Origin of the sequence: Bradyrhizobium sp. STM 3843, assembly GCF_000239815.1 — a bacterium.
Taxonomy (GTDB): Bacteria; Pseudomonadota; Alphaproteobacteria; order Rhizobiales; family Xanthobacteraceae; genus Bradyrhizobium.
The window spans coordinates 26,223-48,114 of the sequence record NZ_CAFK01000303.1 but is presented as its reverse complement, the minus strand read 5'-3'; the positions used below and the strand labels follow the sequence as shown (position 1 = coordinate 48,114).

Annotated in this window: 15 protein-coding genes and 1 tRNA gene; 8 read left to right on the top strand and 8 right to left on the bottom strand. The window is 64.3% G+C overall.

Annotation, left to right across the window (positions count from 1 at the left end; genetic code table 11):
* Window positions 1–53: 53 nt before the first annotated feature.
* A complete protein-coding gene (locus BRAS3843_RS32385) occupies window positions 54–377 on the bottom strand; it encodes a hypothetical protein (RefSeq protein ID WP_008973437.1) in 324 nt (107 codons plus the stop codon).
* Between the two features lie 235 nt (window positions 378–612).
* Here BRAS3843_RS32385 and BRAS3843_RS32380 point away from each other — a divergent pair.
* A tRNA-Cys gene (locus BRAS3843_RS32380) sits at window positions 613–686 on the top strand.
* A gap of 313 nt (window positions 687–999) precedes the next feature.
* On the opposite strand, the gene BRAS3843_RS32375 is transcribed toward BRAS3843_RS32380, so the two are convergent.
* From BRAS3843_RS32375 to BRAS3843_RS32355, 5 genes are read right to left on the bottom strand one after another with little or no spacing between them, the layout of a single operon-like run.
* The gene (locus BRAS3843_RS32375) at window positions 1,000–1,731 is read right to left on the bottom strand and encodes a tRNA-uridine aminocarboxypropyltransferase (RefSeq protein WP_008973436.1); all 732 of its coding nucleotides are present in this window, start codon (window positions 1,729–1,731) and stop codon (window positions 1,000–1,002) included.
* A 44-nt stretch (window positions 1,732–1,775) separates the two neighbouring features.
* Window positions 1,776–4,880: an efflux RND transporter permease subunit gene (locus BRAS3843_RS32370; protein WP_008973435.1), complete on the bottom strand. Its 3,105-nt coding sequence runs from the start codon at window positions 4,878–4,880 to the stop codon at window positions 1,776–1,778.
* The gene (locus BRAS3843_RS32365) at window positions 4,880–8,005 is read right to left on the bottom strand and encodes an efflux RND transporter permease subunit (protein ID WP_008973434.1); all 3,126 of its coding nucleotides are present in this window, start codon (window positions 8,003–8,005) and stop codon (window positions 4,880–4,882) included. The genes BRAS3843_RS32370 and BRAS3843_RS32365 overlap by 1 nt, the downstream gene beginning before the upstream one ends.
* 30 nt (window positions 8,006–8,035) lie before the next feature.
* On the bottom strand, window positions 8,036–9,478 hold the full coding sequence (locus BRAS3843_RS32360; RefSeq protein WP_008973433.1) for an efflux RND transporter periplasmic adaptor subunit: 1,443 nt from the start codon (window positions 9,476–9,478) through the stop codon (window positions 8,036–8,038).
* Window positions 9,468–10,928 (bottom strand): efflux transporter outer membrane subunit, encoded by a 1,461-nt coding sequence (locus BRAS3843_RS32355; protein WP_050886570.1) that lies wholly within the window; start codon window positions 10,926–10,928, stop codon window positions 9,468–9,470. Before BRAS3843_RS32355 ends, BRAS3843_RS32360 begins: the two co-directional genes overlap by 11 nt.
* A gap of 421 nt (window positions 10,929–11,349) precedes the next feature.
* Between BRAS3843_RS32355 and BRAS3843_RS32350 the strand changes: the two genes are divergently transcribed.
* From BRAS3843_RS32350 to BRAS3843_RS32335, 4 genes are all read left to right on the top strand, one after another.
* On the top strand, window positions 11,350–12,663 hold the full coding sequence (locus BRAS3843_RS32350; RefSeq protein WP_008973431.1) for an FAD-dependent oxidoreductase: 1,314 nt from the start codon (window positions 11,350–11,352) through the stop codon (window positions 12,661–12,663).
* Window positions 12,660–13,508, top strand: coding sequence for a DUF1365 domain-containing protein (locus BRAS3843_RS32345; RefSeq protein WP_035983544.1), 849 nt, complete (start codon window positions 12,660–12,662; stop codon window positions 13,506–13,508). The genes BRAS3843_RS32350 and BRAS3843_RS32345 overlap by 4 nt, the downstream gene beginning before the upstream one ends.
* Before the next feature lie 106 nt (window positions 13,509–13,614).
* A complete protein-coding gene (locus tag BRAS3843_RS32340; protein WP_008973429.1) occupies window positions 13,615–14,844 on the top strand; it encodes a cyclopropane-fatty-acyl-phospholipid synthase family protein in 1,230 nt (409 codons plus the stop codon).
* Between the two features lie 111 nt (window positions 14,845–14,955).
* A complete protein-coding gene (locus tag BRAS3843_RS32335) occupies window positions 14,956–15,990 on the top strand; it encodes a cysteine synthase A (RefSeq protein ID WP_008973428.1) in 1,035 nt (344 codons plus the stop codon).
* A gap of 12 nt (window positions 15,991–16,002) precedes the next feature.
* Here BRAS3843_RS32335 and BRAS3843_RS32330 read toward each other — a convergent pair whose 3' ends face one another.
* Window positions 16,003–16,740, bottom strand: coding sequence for a GntR family transcriptional regulator (locus BRAS3843_RS32330; protein WP_008973427.1), 738 nt, complete (start codon window positions 16,738–16,740; stop codon window positions 16,003–16,005).
* 176 nt (window positions 16,741–16,916) lie between these two features.
* On the opposite strand from BRAS3843_RS32330, the gene BRAS3843_RS32325 reads away from it, so the two are divergent.
* From BRAS3843_RS32325 to BRAS3843_RS32315, 3 genes are all read left to right on the top strand, one after another.
* Window positions 16,917–18,227, top strand: coding sequence for an adenylosuccinate lyase family protein (locus BRAS3843_RS32325; protein WP_083841482.1), 1,311 nt, complete (start codon window positions 16,917–16,919; stop codon window positions 18,225–18,227).
* A gap of 93 nt (window positions 18,228–18,320) precedes the next feature.
* The gene (locus BRAS3843_RS32320) at window positions 18,321–19,652 is read left to right on the top strand and encodes a cation:dicarboxylase symporter family transporter (RefSeq protein WP_008973424.1); all 1,332 of its coding nucleotides are present in this window, start codon (window positions 18,321–18,323) and stop codon (window positions 19,650–19,652) included.
* A 5-nt stretch (window positions 19,653–19,657) separates the two neighbouring features.
* Window positions 19,658–21,079, top strand: coding sequence for a class II fumarate hydratase (locus BRAS3843_RS32315; protein WP_244425529.1), 1,422 nt, complete (start codon window positions 19,658–19,660; stop codon window positions 21,077–21,079).
* Between the two features lie 44 nt (window positions 21,080–21,123).
* Here the strand turns inward: BRAS3843_RS32315 and BRAS3843_RS32310 are convergent, their stop codons facing one another.
* A complete protein-coding gene (locus BRAS3843_RS32310) occupies window positions 21,124–21,867 on the bottom strand; it encodes an amino acid ABC transporter ATP-binding protein (protein ID WP_008973422.1) in 744 nt (247 codons plus the stop codon).
* Window positions 21,868–21,892: the final 25 nt, after the last annotated feature.

Below are 21,892 nucleotides of genomic sequence, written 5' to 3'. Positions count from 1 at the left end.
CCGCTGTCAGCCACCGAAATGGGACCGAATACCCCGCGGCGACCTGCCGGGTGTCATTTCGCGTTCAAGCGAATACGCCCTTGCGGAATAAAGCGCGCCGTGCCCGTTGAGCGCAGGTGCCACGCCGGTGCATCGAGAACAGTGGGCTTGGCCGGTCCATTCGGCGCCTCAAGCGCGATCAGAAAATCCACGCCGGCCGCGGCGAGAACGGTCTCGTCCGTGGTTCCCTCTCGCGCCTTCTCGACCAGGAACTTCACCAGCGCGGGCCTCGCGACCTCCGCGCCGACAGTGGAATTCGTCTCCGGCCGCGCATAATAGTCGACCCAAGCAGCCTTGAAGGCCGAGACAAGAACGCCAACCTGGTGAGACGAGGCCATTCTTAATTTTCGGACAACATTTGGGCTCAATTGCGACCACGCGACTCATCTTCGCCGCGATGTGGGCAATCAAGGTGCACATGCCCGGCGGCGGTCTGAAGATCCAAGCCGAGCTTACTCGCCACCGCGCATGAGCTTCGGAGTTGAGCAGAATCCGAGCTTCGTAAATTTTGGACAGCGGTTGAAGGCGGGTTGCCTAACCCATTGATCGCCTGTATTGATCCGCGCCTAGTGGGGCCACGTGGCGGAGTGGTTACGCAGCGGTCTGCAAAACCGTTTACACCAGTTCAATTCTGGTCGTGGCCTCCAACAATCCTTTCAAGGACTTAAGACGATCTTCTGCAGCGGCCGTGAAAGGCCGGCGGCACGATTGGCGTCGAAACCGGGCTCAAACCGGAAGATCGTCGATCCCGCCGGGATATGCCGCGCGGGGCCGCGGCCAGGGCAGCAATTGCGCCGATTCCGCCACCGAGGGGCACCTTACGACCGCCTCAGGGCGCGCAGCGCCCGTGGGCCTCCGGGCGTAGTCTCGCAATCGCACCACATTGGATTCGTCAGCTTCGCGCATGTTTCCACATCCTTGTGTCTCATGCTGCAATGCAAAAAGCGTACCCCCCTCGTTCTAAACCGTGCGTTTACGCTGCCGATCCCGATTCATACGGGGTTTGGGGCGTGGCGTGAGTTCCGGATGACTGCGCTCAACCTCGCGATAGCGCGCCAGCATCCGTTCGAAGCTCGCGTTGAGGCTGGCGGCAATGTCGGGGCGGTTTTCGAGCGCGGCCATCAGCATCCCCGCCGCCTCGATGGTGGACAGCCCGTCGCGGCGCGGTTCGCGCCGCAGATGCCCATAGCGCGATGGCCGGCGGGGTCCCAGAATCACGCGCTGGCACTTCAGCATCCAGGGATTGCGCCACCACAGCGCCTTGGCCTGGCTCCAGGTGCCGTCAAGCAGGATCACGCCTTCGGTCGATTTCAGGATGGCGCGCTGGTTCTCGGCGGCCTCGCCCTTGCGCGTCAACGCGACGATTTCGCTCTCCGGGTCGAGGTCGGCCGCTTTGGAAGAACCGAGATAGAGGATCGCCCACCGCGCGGGATCCGCGACGGGCCGGCCCAGCGCCTTGGCCAGGCTCGGCCAGGACAGGCCGACGCGCACGACCGCATTTTCAAAATGCTGTGCGGCCAGCCGGGCGGTGCCGAGCGCCCTGTCCTGCTCCTGCGGATGCTGCAGGATCAGAAGTGAGAGACGGCTCGCGACCGGAGTGACGCTGTCGCAGATGCAGAGCGGCGTCGGCTTCTGGCAGTGCGGACAGTCGGCAACGGCCTCAGCCGCAGCGACGTGATGCTGATCTGACATGGACCGCCTATACGCGGCCTGTCGCGGTGGGACAACGGTCCAGGTCACTCCGCAGGCACGGCGAGAGGCTCCGGTTCGGTGCGGCGCCGCAAGCGATCGATCAACAGATAGATCACAGGCGTGGTGTAGAGCGTCAGCACCTGCGAGACCAACAGCCCGCCAATGATGGTGATGCCGAGCGGCCGACGCAGCTCGGTTCCCGGCCCGGTCGCGATGACAAGTGGAATGCCGGCGAAGAGCGCTGCCATCGTCGTCATCAGGATCGGGCGGAAGCGCGCGCGGCAGGCTTCGAAGATGGCCTCAGCCGACGACAGCCCGTGCTGACGTTCGGCTTCCAGCGCGAAGTCCACCATCATGATCCCGTTCTTCTTGACGATGCCGATCAGCAGGATGATGCCGACGAAAGCGATGACGGTGAGCGGCGTGTTGGTCACCTGGAGCGCGAGCAGCGCGCCGAGGCCCGCGGACGGCAGTGTCGAGATGATCGTGAGCGGATGGGCCAGGCTCTCGTAGAGCACACCAAGCACGATATACATCGCCACCAACGCAAACAGGATCAACAGCGGCTGGCGTCCGCTGGTCTTGTTGAAGTCGCCGGCATTGCCGTCAAAGCTGCCGCGGATGCCTTCGGGCATATGGAGCTCGTCCACGGCGCGCTGAATGTTGGCGGTTGCGGTCTGCAGCGTGACATCGGGCAGCAGGTTGAACGACACCGTCGTCGACGGAAACGATTGCGAATGGAACACAGCGAGCGGCGACAGGCCGCGCTGGGCGTGCACCACCGCCGACAGCGGCACCTGGGTGTCGCCGGCGCCGGCCACATAGATGCGGTCGAGGTTCGACGGGTCGGTCTGGAATTTCGGATCGGTTTCGATCACCACCATGTACTGGTTGCGCTGGCTGTAGAGGATCGAGATCTGGCGCTGCGCGAACGCGTTGTTCAGCGCGTTGTCGATGTCCTGCACCCGAACGCCCAGCATCGCCGCCTTTTGCCGATCGATGGTCAGCGACAGCGCCAGCCCGCCCGGATCGCGATCGCTGGAAATGTCGGTGATGCCTTCCACGGTCTCCATGCGCTTGGCGACGATCGGCGCCCACTTCTGCAGCAGGTCGAGATCGGGGCTGGTCAGCGTGTATTGATAGTCCGAGTCGCTCTGCCGTCCGCCGGCGCGGACGTCCTGCGCGGCAAACATGAACAGGCGAATACCCGGCACCATCGCGAGGTTGCGCCGCAGACGATCGATCACGAGCTGGGTCGAGACGCCGCCCCGCTCCTCCGGCGATTTCAGGCTGATGAACATGGTGCCGCGGTTCGATGTGCCGCCGCCCGGACCGCCTCCGCCACCGATCACCGAACCGATGCCGGCCACGGCCGGATCGGCCATCACGATGTCGGCAAGGCGCTGCTGCAGGCTGAGCATTGACTGGAACGAGATATCGGCGGATGCGCGGGTCGCGCCGATGACGAAGCCGGAATCATCGATCGGGAAATAGCCCTTCGGCGTCTTGATGTAGAGCGTCACCGTCAGCGCAATCGTGGCGAAGAACACCAGCAAGGTGAGCAGCGGAAAGCCGAGCACGCCGCGCAAGCTCCAGGTGTAGAAGCGCACCATGCGCGATAGCGTGCCCTCCACCAGGCGGTCGAACCAGGTGGCGCGATCCGAAATCGCCTCCTTGATATATTGCGCGCAGATCATCGGGGTGACCGTCAGCGACACCACCGTGGACACCACGATGGCAAAGGTCAGCGTCAGCGAGAACTCGCGCAACAGCCGTCCGACCACGCCATCCATGAAGATCAGCGGAATGAAGGCAGCGATCAGCGACAGGCTGATTGACAGCACGGTGAATCCGATCTGCCTGGCGCCTTCGAGCGCCGCGCGGAATGGCGGCATGCCATGCTCGAGATTGCGGTACATGTTCTCGATCATGACGATGGCGTCGTCGACCACGAAGCCCACGGAAATCGCCAGCGCCATCAAGGACAAATTGTCGATCGAGAAGCCGGCGAGCCACATCGCCGCGCAAGTGCCGGCCAAGGCCAGCGGCACCGAGACGCCGGCCGCGACCGTCGGGACCCCCCTGCGCAAAAACGCAAAGACCACCACCATCACCAGGACCGCGGTGGCGAGCAAGGTCCACTGCATGTCCTCGACGGAAGCCCGGATCGTGCTGGTGCGATCAACCAGCACGGAGATATCGAGGCCCGCAGGCACCCACTGCCTCAATTCAGGGATCAGCGCCTTCACGCGGTCGACGGTCTCGATCACATTGGCGTCGCCCTGCTTGGCAATCTGGATCAGCACTGCCGGCTTCTTGTTGAACCAGGCGACCTGCCGCACATTGCGGACGGAATCCTCGACATCGGCGACATCGGAGAGCCGGACGAAATTGCCGTTGACGCTCTTGATCAGGATGTCGCGGAATTGGGCCGCGGTGCGCATCTGCTTGTTGATGGCGATGGTCTCGCTCTGGCGGCCGCCGTCGAAAATGCCGACGGGGCCGAGCGGATTGGCATTGACGATCGCGGTCCTGACGTCGTCGGTGGCGATGCCGGCGTTCGCAAGCGCGACCGGATTGAGCGCGATCCGCACCGCCGGCTGGTCGGCGCCGCTGACGGTAACGTTGCCGACACCCGGCACCTGGAACAGCCGCTGCGCCAGCACGGTGTCGGCGACATCGTAGATTGCGCTGGTCGACATCGTCTTCGACGTCAGCGCCAGCACGAACACCGGGGCTGCCGCCGTATTTGCCTTGCGGAAGCGCGGCAGCGCCGGCAGGTCGCTCGGCAGATCCGACAACGCCGCATTGATCGCCGCCTGGACGTCGCGCCCGGCCTTGTCGATGTCGCGTCCGATCGAAAACTGGATCTGAATGTTGGTGGTGCCGAGCGAACTGGTGGACGTGATCTGGTCGACGCCCGCGATCTCGCCGAGCCGCCGCTCCAAGGGTGCGGCGACGGTGCCGGCCATGACGGACGGGTCGGCGCCCGGACGCGTTGCCGTGACAAAGATGGCCGGGAAGTCGACATTGGGGACCGGCGCGACCGGCAAGAAGATGTAGGCGACCATCCCGACCAGAAACAGCCCGATCGACAGCAGCGTGGTGCCGACCGGCCGCTGGATGAACGGTTCGGAGATCGAGGCCATTATTGGATGCCCTCGGTCGCGCCTGCAATCGGCGGTGCATCCGGCCCGACCGGAGGAAGCGCCCGTTCCAGCCTGCGGTTGATGCGATCGAGCGCGAGATAGATCACGGGCGTCGTGTAGAGCGTCAGCAGCTGGCTGAGCAGCAGGCCGCCGATGATGGAGATGCCGAGCGGAAAGCGCAGCTCGGAGCCGGTGCCGCTTTCGATCGCCAGCGGCAGCGCGCCGAACAGAGCGGCGAGCGTCGTCATCATGATCGGGCGGAAGCGCAACAGGCAGGCTTGCACGATCGCCTCATAAGGCGGCATGCCTTCCTTCCGTTCCGCCTCGAGCGCGAAGTCGATCATCATGATCGCGTTCTTCTTGACGATGCCCATCAACAGGATGATGCCGATCAGGCCGATCACCGACAGATCCTGCCCGAACAGCATCAGCGCCAGGATGGCGCCCACGCCCGCCGACGGCAGGGTGGAGAGAATCGTGATCGGATGGATGTAGCTCTCGTAGAGCACGCCGAGCACGATATAGATCGTCACCACCGCAGCCAGCACCAGCCAGGGCTGACCGGCCAGTGATTTGGAGAACTCGGCGGCATCGCCGGAGTAGACGCCGCCGATGCTGCCGGGCATGCCGATCCGGTTCTCGATCACCCTCACCGCCTCGACCGCTTCGCCGAGCGAGGCGCCCGGCGCCAGATTGAAGCTGAGCGAGACCGCGGGAAACTGGGCCTGATGCGAGATCGCTAGCGGCGCCGTGGTGCGCTTCAAGCTCGCAACAGCCGAGAGCGGGACCTGACCGCCGGTGCCCGGCAGATAGAGCTTCGACAGCACGGAAGGGTCGCGCTGATACATCGGCAATGCTTCCAGCACCACGCGGTACTGATTGGCCTGGCCGTAGATGGTCGAGATCTGCCGCTGCGCGAACGCGTCATTCAGTGTGTCGGTCACGCCTTGCAGATTGACCCCGAGCTGGCCTGCGCGCTGCCGGTCGATGGTGAGCTCGGCGCGCAGCCCACCTTCCTGGGCTTCGGACGAGACGTCGCGGAACAACGGCTCGCGGCGCATCTCGGCCACCAGCCTGTCGGCCCATTTCAACACCTCGGCCGCGTCCGTGCCCGTCAGCGTGTACTGATATTGCGAGCGGCTCGACTGGGTCGAGATCTGCACGTCCTGAACCGGCTGGAAATAGACCGTCATGCCGGGGATCGCGGCAACCTTCTGCTTCAGCCTGTCGACCACGACGGCGACATTGTCGCGCCGCTCGCCCAGTGGCCTCAAGGTCATCACGAGCTTGCCGACATTGGTGGTCGGATTGACCGAGCCGGCTCCGATCACGGAGACGACGCCGATCACATCGGGATCGGCCTGGATCGCGGCCGCCGCCTCCGACTGCCGCTTCTGCATCTCGGCGAAGGAGACGTCCGGCCCCGCTTCGGTCACCGCGGTGATGGATCCCGTATCCTGCAGTGGCAGAAAGCCCTTCGGCGCGACGACATAGAGCCCGAGCGTTGCCGCCAGCGTGGCAAAGGTCACCAACAATGTCGCGCGTTGGCGCGCCAACACCCACAGCAAGGTCCGATGATAGAAGGCGACGGTACGGTCGATGAACCGGCTGATGGCGTTGAGGCCGGGGATCACCCATTCCTCGTGCGCGGGCTTGAGCAGCCGCGAGCACATCATCGGCGTCAGCGTCAGCGACACCACCGCCGATGTCACCACCGCAATGGTCAGGGTGAGCGCAAATTCGCGGAACATGCGGCCGACCAAGCCGGTCATGAACAGGAGCGGGATGAACACGGCGATCAGCGACACCGTCAGCGAGATCACGGTGAAACCGATTTCGCTCGCGCCACGCAGCGAGGCGCTCATCGCCGACTCGCCCTCTTCCATGTGGCGGACGATGTTCTCGATCATCACGATGGCGTCGTCGACGACGAAGCCGGTGCCGATCGTGAGCGCCATCAGCGACAGATTGTCGAGGCTGAAACCGGCGAAATACATGATGCCGAAGCTGGTGATCAGCGACAGCGGCAGCGCCACGCCGGCGATGATGGTGGCGCGCATCGAGCGCAGGAACAAGAGCACCACCAGCGTCACCAGCACGACGCTCAAAACCAGCGTGAACTGCACGTCATGCACCGATGCATTGATCGTCACGGTGCGGTCGCTGACGATGTTGAGCTTCACGCCGGCCGGAATGGTCCGCTGCAGCTTCGGAATCTCGCCCCGCAGCTGGCGGACAACCTCGATCACATTGGCGCCGGGCTGGCGCTGGATGTCGATGATGACCGCCGGCGTTCCCTGGTACCAACCGCCGGTGCGGTCGTTCTCCAAACCGTCGATGATGGTCGCGACGTCGGCGATCGTCACCGGCGAACCGTTGCGATAGGCGATAATGATCGGCTTGTAGGCATCGGCCGCCGCGATCTGATCATTGGCGGTGATGGTGTAGGCCTGCTGCGCGCCGTCGAGCGAGCCCTTCGGCCCTGAGACGTTGGCGCCGGCGATGGCGCTGCGCAGATCCTCCATGCCGATGCCGTAAGCGGCAAGGCGTGCCAGATCGGCCTGGATCCGCACCGCCGGTTTGAGGCCGCCGAGCACTGACACCCGTCCCACCCCGGACATCTGGCTCAGGCGCTGCGCAAGGATCGTATCAGCGATGTCGCTCATCGCGCGCAACGAAATCGTGTCCGAGGTGAGCGCGAGCGTCATCACCGGCGCATCGGCCGGATTGACCTTTGCGTAGGTCGGTGGATAGGGCAGCGTCTTCGGCAGCACGCCTGCGGCGGCGTTGATCGCCGCCTGCACATCCTGGGTCGCGCCGTCGATGTCGCGGCCGAGATCGAACTGCAATGAGATCTGGCTGACACCGAACGAGCTGGTGGAATTCATCGCGGAGAGCGAGGGAATCTGGCCGAGCTGGCGTTCCAAGGGCGCCGTGATCAGTGACGCCACCACGTCGGGGCTCGCGCCGGGCAACTGCGTCGTGACCTGCACGGTCGGGAAATCGACCTGCGGCAGGGCCGAGACGGGCAGCCCGAAATACCCCAATAGCCCGCCGATCAGCAGTGCGACGCCGAGCAGCGACGTCGCGATCGGACGGCGGATGAAGGGTTCGGAGACACCCATCCGGACAGCGCTCCTAGCCGCTGATCTTGGTCATGGCTGCGGCCTCGCGCCACCGCCCGACTGCTCGCCCCCCTGCGGCGCTCCCCCCGCCTGTCCCTGCCCGCTCTGGCCGCCCTCCCCTTGCGGCCGCTTGCGGTGTTCGCCGTCCTTGCCCTGCCCGTCCGTCTTGGCCGGCCCAGGTCCGGATTGGCCATCTTGCGCCTGGCCACCGCCCTTCCCCTGATCCTTCCCTTGCGCATTGCGGTTGCCGCGCTTGCGCGGGGCGAGATCAGCTGATGGGGTCTGGTCGTCGCGGCCGACGACGACCTTGGAGCCGTCGGCGAGATTGGCGAAGCCCGTCGTCACCACCCGATCCGAGGTCGTCAGGCCGCTCGCGACTACCGCCTCGGTCTCGTTCTGCTGGGTCACGGTGACCGGCTTGGCCGAGACGATGTCGCCCTCGCCGATCACATAGCTGAAGGTGCCCGCGGGTCCCCGCTGCACGGCTGACGTCGGCACGACGATCGCATTGGAAATCGTTTCGACCTTCAGACGCACGTTGACGAACTGCCCGGGCCAGAGCTGGAATTTGCCGTTGGGAAATTCGGCCTTGAGCTTGAGCGTGCCGGTCGTGGGGTCGACCTGGTTGTCGATGCCCTTCAGCGTCCCGGTGTCGATCACGGTGACCCCGTCATTGCCGAACACATCGACCGCCAGCTCTCCTTTGGCCGCTGCGGCATTGACCCGCATGATCTGCTGCTGCGGCAGGCTGAACTGCACTGCGATCGGCTGCAGCTGCGTGATGATCACGAGGCCGGTGGCGTCCGCTGCGTGAATGATGTTGCCCTGATCGACCTGGCGCAGACCGGCACGGCCGGACAGCGGCGCCACGATCTTGGTATAGCTCAAGGTCGCCGCTGCATTGTCGATCGCGGCCTGGTCAGCCTTGATCAGCGCCTGCTGCTGCGCGACCACGGCGCGCTGGGTGTCGGCCTGCTGCTTCGAGCCGGCGTTGGTGGCCGCAAGCTGCTCATAGCGTGCGAGGTCGAGCTTCTGGTTGGCGAGCTGCGCCTCGTCCTGCGCCTTCTTGGCAACGGCCTGATCGTATTGCGCCTGATAGATCGCGGGGTCGATTTCAGCGAGCACGTCGCCCTTCTTGACGTCCTGGCCTTCAACGAAATTGACCGCGATCAGCTTGCCGTCGACCTGCGAACGCACGGTGACCGTATTCAGCGCGCGCACCGCGCCGACGCCGTCGAGATAGACCGGCACGTCCTTGACGATGGGCGTAGTCGCCAGCACGGGCACCGGCAGATCGGGGCGCTGCATGTGCAGCGCCGCCTGGCGCTGTTGCAAGGCATTCCAGCCGATATAACCAAGGCCGCCGAGGATCACGATGGTCAGCGTCAGCGCAACCAGGCGCTGTCCCCACCTGGGCCGCTTCACAGCCGCAGACTTCTTGTCCGATTGTTTCTGGTCCGGCTTAAAGAGCATCGACCGGTTTCTCCACTTTCGGCTCCCAGCCGCCGCCCAGCGCCTGATAGAGGCTCACGATGGCCTGGAGTCGCGCAAGCTGCGCCTGCCAGTACACATCCTCGGCTTGAAATAGTGTCAATTGCGTATTCAGCACGGTCACGATGTCGGCAGTTCCGGCCCGCAATTGCTGCTCCGAGAGCTGGAAGGCCCGCCGCGAGGACGCCAAGACCTGGCGCTGCAGCTCCAGCCTGATCGTGGTCTGCTTGATCGAATACAGCGCGTTGTCGACGTCGGTAAACGCCTGGACGACCGTTTTCCGATAGGTCTGCAGCAATTCGTCCTGTCGGGCTTTCGCGTTCTCGAAATTGCCGAGGATCCTGCCGCCGTCGAAGATCGGCTGGGTGGCGCTGCCGACGAGGCTGAAGAAGGCGGCGTGCGGCTGGAACAGCGAGGCCAGTGCCGAGCTCTGATAGCCGCCCTGCCCGGTCAGTTGAATGGTCGGAAAGAACTGCGCACGCGCGCTGCCGACATTGGCGGTCGCTGACGCCAGCTGCGCCTCCTGGCGACGGATATCCGGCCGCTGGGTCAGAATCTCCGACGGCAGGCCCGGCGTCACGCGCGGCGTCCTGATGTGATCGAGCGAGCCGCCGGCGACGCGGAGGCTTTCGGGCGGTCGCGACACCAGCACGGCGAGCGCATTGATGTTCTGGTCGAGGGTCTGCCGCAGCGGCGGCACCGTCGCCTTCTGATTACCAAGCACGCTCTCCTGCTGGGCCACATCGAGATCGGTACCGGTGCCGGCCTTTTGCCGTTCCTTGATCGCATCGAGCACCCGTTGGGCACTGGCAATGTTGCGCTCGGCGGTGCGCAGCCGATCCTGCGCGGCGAGCACCTGAAAATAGGCGTTGGCGACGCTGGCGAGCGTGGTCAGCGAGGTGACATCGCGGTCGAAACGGTCCGCGATCGCCGTTTCCTCGGCGGCCTGGAGCGCATCGCGGTTCTGGCCGAAGAAATCGAGCTGGTAGCTCGCTGCAAGCGAAGCCTGATAGTTGACGACCTCGCGGCCACCAATGCTGAGCCCGCTGGCGCTCGATCCTGACGTGCGCGAATAGGTCTCCTGCCCCGCCGTTGAGAGGCTTGGCAGCAGCGCCGCGCCGGCCTGTCGGGCCAGCGCGTCCGCCTGCTTGAATCGGGCGACGGCGGCAGCGATGTCGAGATTGACCCGCTGCGCCTCCTCCATCAGCTCGGTGAGCTGCTTCGACCCGAAACCGCGCCACCAGTCCAGGGCCGGAGGCGCGACCGAATCCGCGCCCGCCGCGTGCTTGTAGCGACTGGGAATGTCAAGTGCGGGATCCGGGATGTCCTGGGTCAACAGGCACCCGGCCGAGCTCGCCGCCAGCCCGACGGCAGCCAGCCATCGTACGGCGCGCCGCCAGCGTACCTGCGCCGCGATTCCTGGCCCGACCATCGCGCCAAAATGAGTCACGGCCGGTCTCCGCACGCCGACGAACACGCAAGGACGTCACGCCGGCGCGAACCTGCGCACGCGTGATCGGTATCGTCGGCGACGATCTGCAAGCTGGACACGAACGTGATGCTTCCCTGTAATCTTGCCGACCATACTACCCGTGCGTCCGCGCGACGGACAGTCCTGCGGCGGCCCCGTCCCCGGTGGCGGAGCTTCATCCGGGCCGCCAGGAAGGTGCGTGATTCCCCGTATTTTTCGGGGTTTTCTCTGGCCGGACCGGCGTCGGCACGACTCGCATTCTTACCAAGATTTCATCTCGGGAGGGCCATTTTCTCGACTGTTGTGCCGTCAATGCCGCGCCCTGAAACCAATGGCGGACCACACCGTAGCTCGCACAGTGCAGGTCAAGGGGGCTTTCTGAATGCGAGTCGCGGTGATTGGAACGGGGATTGCGGGCAACGCCGCGGCCTGGGCCCTGTCGCAACGTTATCCGGTCACCGTGTATGAGCGCGAGCTTCGGCCAGGAGGCCACAGCCACACCGTCACGATCGACTATGAAGGAACGCCGCTTGCTGTCGATATCGGCTTCATCGTCTACAACGAGCTCAACTATCCCGAGCTGACCGCGTTGTTCGATCACCTCGGTGTCGAGACCGTCGAAAGCTGCATGAGCTTTGCGGTGACAGCGGATGCAGGCCGCTTCGAGTGGAAGGGTGGCGGCAATACCTGGCTCGAGACCGCGAAGGGCCTGTTCGCCCAGCCCGCCAATCTGCTCTCATCATCCTACCTTTGGATGTTGCGCGACATTCTCACCTTCAACGAGCAGAGCGTCGCCGATTTGAAGGCCGGCAGGCTCGCAGGGCTCTCGCTCGGCGACTATTTTCGGCGCAACCATTTCGCCCCGCGCCTGCTCTCTGACTATCTGGCGCCGATGGGCGCCGCGATCTGGTCGGCGCCGGCGCGCGAATTGCTCGACTTTCCGGCAGAGAATTTCGTTGCGTTCTTCAACAATCACCGCTTGCTGCAATACGATCGGCCGGTGTGGCGCACGGTCAAGGGCGGCAGCCAGCGCTATGTGGAGAAACTGACGTCCGCTTTTCGCTCATCCCTGCGTCTTGGCAGCGCAGTGACCACGATCGAGCGGACCGCCCACGGCGTCGTGGTCGCGGACAGCAGCGGCCGCCGTGACAGCTACGATCACGTCGTCATCGCCGCCCACAGCGACCAGGCACTGACGATGCTCGGCGACGCAGATGAACACGAGCACAGCATTCTCGGCGCCATCCGATATTCGCCGAATACGGTCTATCTGCATCGCGATCTCAGGCTGATGCCGAAGCGGCGGCGGGCCTGGGGTTCATGGAATTTCCTGCGCTGGCAACGCGAAGGCCTGCCGCTCAACGATGTCGCCGTCACCTATTGGATGAACAAGCTGCAGGGGATCGGCGACGACAAGCCGCTGTTCGTCAGCCTCAACCCGCCTTTCGCGCCGGCGCCTGAACTGACCTTCGGCAAATATCTCTGCGAGCACCCGCAATATACGGCGGCCGCTTTTGCCGCGCAGAAGCGGCTGCCGCAGATCCAAGGACGCCGCCGCACCTGGTTCTGCGGGGCCTGGACCGGCTATGGCTTCCACGAGGACGGGCTACGCTCCGGCCTCGGCGTGGCCGAAGCGCTCGGCGCGGTCGCGCCGTGGCGCAGCTTGCGCTCACCGCTCGCCGAGGCGGCGGAATGATGTTGGGCCGGCCAACAATGCACGGCGAGGCATCGGCTGCAGCCGCGCTTTACGTCGGCCCCGTGATGCACGCACGGCTGCGACCCAAGCCCCACCGCTTCAGCTACCGGGTCCTGAGCCTGCTGATCGATCTCGACCGGCTTGATGAGGCGGACCGCCAATCTCCCCTGTTCGGCGTCAACCGCAGCGCGCTCTACAGCTTCCATGAGGCCGATCACGGCCTCCGCGACGGATCGTCACTGCTCGCCTATGCGCAGGCCCGCGCGGCCGAGCACAGCGTGGATCTGACCGGCGGACGCGTGCTGCTGCTCTGCTATCCGCGCCTGCTTGGATATGTCTTCAACCCGCTGTCGGTCTATTTCTGCTACCGTGCTGACGGCAGCCTGGCGCTTGTGATCTACGAGGTCCGCAACACCTTTGGAGAGATCAATCCTTACGTGCTGCCGGTCCGGCCGGGCGAGCTCACGCCAGCCGGACTTCGGCAGGCGCAGGACAAGACCTTCTATGTCTCGCCCTTCCTCGACATGCCCCTGCGCTACCATTTTCGGATCTCCCCGCCGGGAAACGAAGTCAAGCTGCGGATCCTGGAGGCCGGCGGTGACGGTCCCCTGCTCGCCGCCACCTTCCTCGGCCGCCGCCGCGCCCTGACGTCACGGACCCTGTTCCGCGCTTTCGTTTCGCTCCCACTTGTCACGTTCAAGATTTTTGCCGCAATCCACTGGGAAGCGCTGCGGCTCTGGCTGAAGGGGATCGCCCTGGTGCCCCGGCCCGATATACCTCACGCATCGGGTTCCAATACCGGCTTGGCGAATGGCGAAAGCCACGCTTATATTGTGCGGCGCTGACGGTCCGTCGTCAGCGCGCTCTGGGTCCGGAAGGCTTGTTTTTGCCACGCAGCATCGATGGCGCGACCGTTTGGACGCGGAGCCGTTTGCGCTGGATGGACCTGTCATGCCGGATGTCATTGCTGTCACCCCTGACAACATCAACCAGGTGCTCGCTGACCTGCCGCGGCTGGCGCGGCTGGCGCTTGGCTTCGGCGCCGGGCTTCGGCGGGGAACGCTCGACGTAACATTGCTGGATGGCCGGGTGATCAGGCTTGGCGGGATCGAGCCCGGGCCGGCGGCGGTCATGATCCTCCACAATTACGGCTTCGCCTCGCGCCTGATCAATGGCGGCGACATCGGCATCGCCGAGGCCTATCTCAACGGCGACTGGGAGACGCCGGACCTGACGCAGTTTCTCTATCTGTTCTGCGTCAATCATGAACTGCTGCAGACCATGCTGAACGACAAGCCGCTGATCCGCTTCGCCCAGATGGTCCGCCACTGGTTCAACCGCAATACGCGGCGGCAGGCCCGGCGCAACATCTACGCGCATTACGACATCGGGAACGCGTTCTATTCGGCATGGCTCGATTCGAGCATGACTTACTCCTCGGCGATCTTCGAGGAGCACACGACCGATCTGACCTCGGCGCAGAAGAACAAATATCGACGGCTGGCGGAGGCCATCGACCTGAAGCCCGGGCAGAAGCTGCTCGAGATCGGCTGCGGCTGGGGCGGCTTCGCCGAATATGTCGCCAAGACCTTCAGCGCCAAGGTCGTCGGCCTCACCATCAGCCGCCAGCAGCGCGATTTTGCGCAGCGCCGCATTCACGAAGCCGGGCTCGCTGACAGGGTCGAAATCAGGCTGCAGGACTATCGCGACGAACGCGACCGCTATGACCGGATCGCCTCGATTGAAATGATCGAGGCGGTCGGCGAGCAGTTCTGGCCGAAATATTTCTCGCAGCTGCGAGACAGGCTGCTGCCGGGTGGGCTCGCCGGCATCCAGGCGATCACGATCCAGGACAGCATGTTCCAGCATTATCGCCGGGAGGTCGACTTCATCCAGCGCTATGTCTTCCCAGGCGGCATGCTGCCGTCGCCGCAGATCCTGAAGACGCTCGGCGAGCGATTTGGAATTCCTGTCGTTCGCGAGCGCATCTTTGGGCAAGATTATGCCAAGACGCTTGCCATCTGGCGGAACAATTTCCGTGCGGCCTGGCCAAACCTGACTCCGGCGGGCTTCGATGACCGCTTCCGTCGTCTGTGGGAATACTATCTGGCCTACTGCGAAGCAGGTTTCCTCTCCGGCAATATCGATGTCCGACAGGTCGTGTTCGCTAAGGCGCGTTGACCACGATCGCTGACCAACCATGCGTTGGTGCGCTGCGCCTTACGCGCAGCTGGATACTGCGCTACGGTCTTCCTAAATCTCTCGGAAGAGTCCCTTAGCGGTTATTGCGCCATGACAATTCGAAACGACGTCGTCGAAGCGATCGGCAACACGCCTCTGATCAAGCTCAAGCACGCCTCGGAAGCGACCGGCTGCACCATTCTTGGTAAGGCCGAGTTCATGAATCCCGGGCAGTCCGTGAAGGATCGCGCCGGCAAATGGATGATCCTGGAAGCGGAGAAGCGCGGCGATCTGAAACCCGGCGGCCTGGTGGTCGAGGCGACCGCCGGCAATACCGGCATCGGGCTTGCCGTGGTCGCGGCAGCGCGCGGCTATCGCACCCTGATCGTGATCCCGGACACGCAGAGCCAGGAAAAGAAGGACATGCTGCGGCTCTGCGGCGCCGAACTGGTCGAGGTCCCGGTGCGGCCCTTTGCCAATCCGAACAATTATCAGCATGTCGGCCGGCGCCTTGCCGACCAGCTCCGCAAGACCGAACCGAACGGCGTGCTGTTCGCCGACCAGTGGAATAACCTCGACAACGCCAAGGCCCATTACGAATCGACCGGCCCTGAGATCTGGGAGCAGACCGGTGGCAAGGTGGACGGCTTCGTCTCCGCGGTCGGCACGGGCGGCACGCTGGCCGGCACGACCCGCTATTTGAAGGAAAAGAACAAGGACATCGTCACGGCGTGCGCCGATCCGCATGGCTTTGGGATGTACAACTGGTTCAAGCACGGCGAGGTCAAGTCCACGCCCGGCGATTCCATCACTGAAGGCATCGGCCTCGGCCGGGTGACGCCGGTGATCGAGACGGCGAAGGTCGACACGGCGTTCCTGATCTCCGACGAGGACGCCGTCGGCATCATCTATGACCTGCTGCACCACGAGGGTCTGTGCCTGGGCGGCTCGACCGGCATCAACGTCGCCGGCGCAATCGAACTCGCCAAACAGCTCGGCCCCGGCAAGACGATCGTGACCATCCTCTGCGACTCCGGCAATCGTTATCAGTCGAAGCTGTTCAATCCGGAGTTCATGCGCTCGAAGAACCTGCCCGTTCCGGCATGGCTGGAGAAGCGCAGCGAGATCAAACCACCCTTCGTGTGAGGGGAAGCGCGATCACTGCTGGCGCAGCAGACGTGTGGTGTAGTGGTAGCGATCGGCCGGATGGACGCTGATCGACACCTCGGCCATCTCATTCGAGTTGAACAGATACTGTCGCCGGATCGAGAGCGCGTGCGCGCCGGGAGCGGCCTTCAGCGGCTCCGCAATCGGCTCGGGAACGCCGACGGCACTGATGTCCTGGCGGATCTCGCTGAATCGCCGCCCGGAAATCTGCTCGACCAGCGTACCGAAGATCGCGCGGTGCGTGTCGATCCTGGCGCGAACCTCGGCGGCAAAGGCGTCATCGATGTAGACGTCCGTCCAGCAGATCGGCGTCCTGGATGCATCGTCCGGGACCAGACGAAGGCTCGATATCCGCAGCCAGCGCCGGCCGGCCCGACACCCGAGGGCCTTTGCCAGTGCATCGTCAGTCACGACATCCGCGACGCGCTGTACGTGCCGTTCGGTCTCGACCCCGAACTGCTGTACGGCTTCGATCGAGTTCAGCGTCTGGGCGAAGCCGCCGGCGCTGCGCGAGGGCCTCAGCGCCTCGACACGGGTCCCGACATTCTTCTTCCGGCTGATCAGGCCTGATGCCTGGAGCTCGCGCATCGCGGCACGCACCGTGGCGCGGCTGACAGCGAATTGCTCGGCCAGCTCGAGCTCGTTCGGCAGCATCGAGCCCACCGGATGGCGGCCCGCCGCGATCGCCTCAGCAAGCGCACGAGCAACATAGGCGTAACGTGTCTCCACCCGACCTCCCCAGCCGATCCCCGACCGGCATTGCATCGAAGCCCGACTGACTCGGGATTCGTCAAGTCGGGGCGTTGACTCTCCCATTATGTTCGTACATATCAATATGTACGAACATAATTTCCAGGGAGAGATGCGTGGGCAGCACCGTTTTCGATTCGATCCTGTTCCGCGACATGTTCGGCACGGCCGAGATGCGCGCCGTGTTTTCGGACGAAGCGCTGGTCGGCCGCTATCTGGAGGTAGAAGTGGCGCTTGCGCGCGCCCAGGCACGGATGGGCGTCGTGCCCGCCGATGCCGCAGCGGCCATCGAGGCGGCATCGCGCTCCATCAGCATCGATTTCGAGAAGCTCCGCCGGGAAACCGAGATCGTCGGCTATCCGATCCTGCCGCTGGTCCATCAGCTGTCGGAAGCTGCGGGCGAGGCCGGGCGCTACGTTCATTGGGGAGCGACCACCCAGGACATCATGGACACCGCCAATGTGCTGCAGATTCGCGCCGCGCTTACAATCGTCGGGCGCGACCTGCTCGAGTTCCGGCGCATCCTGGCGGCCATGGCAGACAGATATCGCGACACGCCAATGGCGGGTCGCACGCATCTGCAACAGGCATTGCCGGTGACCTTCGGCTACAAAGTCGCGGTCTGGCTATCGTCGATCGACCGCCATATCGAGCGACTCGATCAGGCGCTGCCGCGGATCCTGATCGGAGAATTTTCCGGGGCGGCCGGCACCCTCGCCTCGGTCGGCGACCGCGGGCTCGAGATGCAGCGGCTGCTCTGCGAAGAGCTCGGCCTGCATCAACCGTCCATCACCTGGCACGTCGCACGCGACGGCCTCGCCGAGGCCGTGACATTGCTCGGTCTCATCACGGGTTCGCTCGGAAAGATCGCGACCGACGTCATGCTGATGTCGGCGACCGAGTTTGGCGAGGTGTCGGAGCCGTTCGTGCCGGGACGCGGCGCATCTTCGACGATGCCGCAGAAGCGCAACCCGATCTCGAGCGAGCTGATGCTGGCGGCGGCCAAGGCGGTGCGTCAGCACGTGGCAACGATGCTCGACGCCATGATCCACGATTTCGAGCGCGCAACGGGGCCGTGGCATCTGGAATGGATATCGCTGCCGGAGAGCTTCCTGCTCACGGCGGCGTCGCTCGCGAGCGCCAAATTCATGCTGTCCGGGCTTGTCGTGCACGAGCAGCGGATGCTGGAGAATCTCGGCCTCACCCACGGCCTGATCGTCGCCGAGGCGGTGATGATGGCCGCAGCTCCCAAGCTCGGGCGCCAGCATGCCCATGACGTGGTCTATGGCGCCTGCCGCAAGGCGATCGAGCAAGGTGGAGAACTCGCCGACATCCTGTCGGAGATCCCGGAGATCGCCGATGCGCTCGGCGGCAGGGAGGCGATCCGCCGCCATTGCAACCCCGCCAATTATCTCGGCCTGTGCGGGCCGATGATCGACCGCGTGCTCGGGTCGCGCCACGCCTGATCGCCCCGCAGCCTGCCTACAAATCGATCGAACCAGATCAACCAAGGCGCCCGAGAGCGCCGGGCCAAAGCAACGACAACGGAGGAGAAGCTCATGGGCATCATTGCAACGGCGCACAGCGACGGCCTCACCGCCGAGACCGCTGCGCCGAAGCGGAAGGCGCCGTGGCGCAATCTCGGCCTGCAGGTGGCGGTGAGCATGGTGCTCGGCATCATCGTCGGTCTGCTGTGGCCGGAATTCGGCGCATCGCTAAAGGTGTTGGGCGATATCTTCCTGCGCCTGATCAAGACCGCCGTCGCGCCGCTGGTCTTCCTCACGGTGGTCGTCGGCATCGTCGCGGCCGGAGACATCAAGCGCGTCGGCAAGGTCGGGCTGATCGCCATGATCTATTTCGAGATCGTGTCGACGATCGCACTCGCGCTGGGTCTGGCGTTCGGCAATCTCAGCGGGGCCGGCCGCAATCTCGGCCATGTCGCGGCGCCTGCGGCGGCAGCGAAAGGCGCCGAGGCCGCGGCAAAGGCGGCCGCAAGCTCGCATACGAGCTTCGATCAGTTTCTCCTCAACGTATTTCCTGACAATTTCATCGGCGCCTTTGCGCGCGGCGAGCTGCTTCAGGTCCTGGTCATCGCGCTGATCTTCGGCTTCGGCCTGATGGCCCTGTCGCCGGGCCGGCGGGCGCCGATCGAGCGCGGTCTGAACGTGATCTCGACGGCCTTTTTCGAGTTCATCCATATCATCATGGCGCTGGCGCCGATCGGCACTTTCGGCGCCGTCGCCTACGCGGTCGGCTCGAACGGCACGGCGGTCCTGATCGCCCTCGCCTATTTCGTCGCCGCGTTCTACGTCCTGGTCGTGCTGTTCATCGTCGTGGTGCTCGGCGCGATCTGCGCACTGTTCCGCATCAGCATCTTCCATCTGTTGCGCTACATCCGCGACGAGATCCTCATCATGCTCGGCACCGCCTCCTCCGAAAGCGTTCTGCCGCGCCTGCTGGAGAAGATGCCGGCCTACGGCCCCTCGAAGCAGACGGTCGGTCTGGTGCTGCCGACCGGCTACGCCTTCAATCTCGACGGCACGTCGCTGTTCATGGCGATGGGCGTGATCTTTCTCGCCAACGCCTATGGCGTGAACCTGAGCTGGGATCAGGAATTTGGGCTGCTCGCAATCATGCTGCTGACGTCCAAAGGTGCAGCAACCGTCTCGGGCGGCTCCTTCGTCGTGTTCGCAGCGACGGTCACGGCGTCGGGTATCCTTCCGGTGGACGGGCTCGCGCTGATCTTCGGTGTCTATCGTTTCCTCTCCATCGCGCTGGCGACCTGCAACGTCATCGGCAACGCAGTGGCCACGGTTGTCGTTGCCAAGCTCGCCGGGGAGTTCGACCCGGCCACCTATGCGCAGGTCGAGAGCGACCCCCGCTCGATCTGACACTGATGAGGATCGCGACAGAGGACGACCACATGATGCAGATGCGGCTCGAGCATGATGCCTTCGGCGCGATCGAAATCCCGGCCGACCGATACTGGGGCGCGCAGACCCAACGCGCCCTGGGCGTGTTCGACGTCGGTCACGAACGCTTTCCGGTCTGCCTGATCCGCGCCTTTGCCCTGCAGAAGCTTGCCGCCGTGCGCGCCAACGCGCGGCTCGGCGCCATCGATACTACCATCGCGGCTCTGATCGAGCAGGCGGCTTCCGAGCTTCGCGACGGCGGGTTCGACGACCATTTTCCCCTGACGATCTGGCAGACCGGCTCGGGCACCCAGACCAACATGAACGTCAATGAGGTGATCGCCAACCGCGCCAACGAACTGGCCGGCCGGCCGCTCGGTGCAAGGTCACCGGTCCACCCCAATGATCACGTCAACGGCTCGCAGTCCTCCAACGACAGCTTTCCCACGGTCATGCACATCGCGACCGCCCTGGAATTGCGCGATCGGCTTCTGCCCGCGTTGACGACGCTTCGCGATGAACTCGCCGCGAAGGCGGCGGAATTCGCAGATATCGTCAAAATCGGCCGCACGCATCTGATGGATGCCGTGCCCATGACCATGGGGCAGGCGTTCGACGCGTTCGCGCGCCAGGTCGACGGCGGCATGGCCCGAATCTTGGGGGCGCAGCCGCGGCTCCATGCCCTACCGCAGGGCGGCACGGCCGTCGGCACCGGCCTCAATGCACCGGCCGGATTCGATGTGGCGTTCTGCGAGGAGCTGAGCGGCTTGACCGGAATCGCTTTCGCGCCGGCGCAGAGCAAGTTCGAGAGCATGGGCACGCACGACAGCCTGGTCGAGATATCCGGCATGCTCAACACGTTCGCAGTGTCGCTGCTGAAGATCGCCAATGACATCCGCCTGCTCGGCTCCGGCCCGCGCTGCGGTCTCGGCGAACTCGTCATCCCGCATGACGGTCTGACCTCGTCCATTATGCCGGGAAAACGCAACCCGACAATTGCCGAGGTGGTGGCGCAGGTGGCGTTCCAGGTGATCGGAAACCACGCCACGGTGACCGCCGCAGGCGCATCCGGCACGTTCGAGCTCAACGTGGCCAAACCGGTCCTGATCTACAATGTGCTGCAGTCGATCCGGCTTCTCGCCGATGGCAGCCGCATCCTTGCAGTCGAGCTCATTCGCGCGATCGAGGTCGATCGTCGCAGGCTTGCATCAAATGTCGCGAATGCGCTGCTGCTTGCGACAGCGCTCAACCCGGTTCTCGGCTACGACAAGGTTGCGCAGATCACGCGCAAGGCACAGGCCGACGGTTCGACGCCGCGCGAAGCTGCACTGGCGCTCGGCCTGTTGAGCGGAGAGGAGTACGACCGCTACGTCGATCCGCGCGCCATGGCCGGGCTTCCGGACTAGGGAGTTGGATGGTGCGCTCACCATCCAAGTCCCTCAAACCAAACTCAGTGCCGCAGGATCTGGCTCAGGAACAGCTTGCTGCGCGCATGCTGCGGATTGGCGAAGAACTCCTGCGGCGTATTGGATTCGATGACCTGGCCGGCGTCCATGAACACGACCCGGTTGGCGACCTCGCGGGCAAAACCCATCTCGTGGGTGACGACCAGCATGGTCATGCCCTCCTTGGCGAGGTCGACCATGGTGTCGAGCACTTCCTTGACCATTTCCGGATCGAGCGCCGAGGTCGGCTCATCGAATAGCATCACTTTCGGATTCATCGTCAACGCGCGCGCGATCGCGACGCGCTGCTGCTGACCGCCTGACATCTGCCCGGGATATTTGTGCGCCTGATGGGGGATCTTGACGCGTTCCAGGAATTTCATCGCGGTGGCTTCCGCTTCCTTCTGCGGAATGTTGCGCACCCAGATCGGCGCCAGAGTGCAGTTCTCCAGCACGGTCAGATGCGGAAACAGATTGAAGCTCTGGAACACCATGCCGACTTCACGGCGGACCTCGTCGACCCGCTTGAGATTGGGGCCGAGCTCGATGCCGTCGACCGTGATCTCGCCTTCCTGGAATTCCTCCAGTGCGTTGATGCAGCGGATCAAGGTCGACTTGCCCGAGCCGGACGGGCCGCAGATGACGATGCGCTCACCCTTGGCGACGCCAAGATTGATGTCGCGCAGCACATGGAAATCGCCGTACCATTTGTTGAGGGCGGCAATGTTGACGATCGGATTGGTGGTCATGGGATCACTTGAGCTCTCTTGCGCT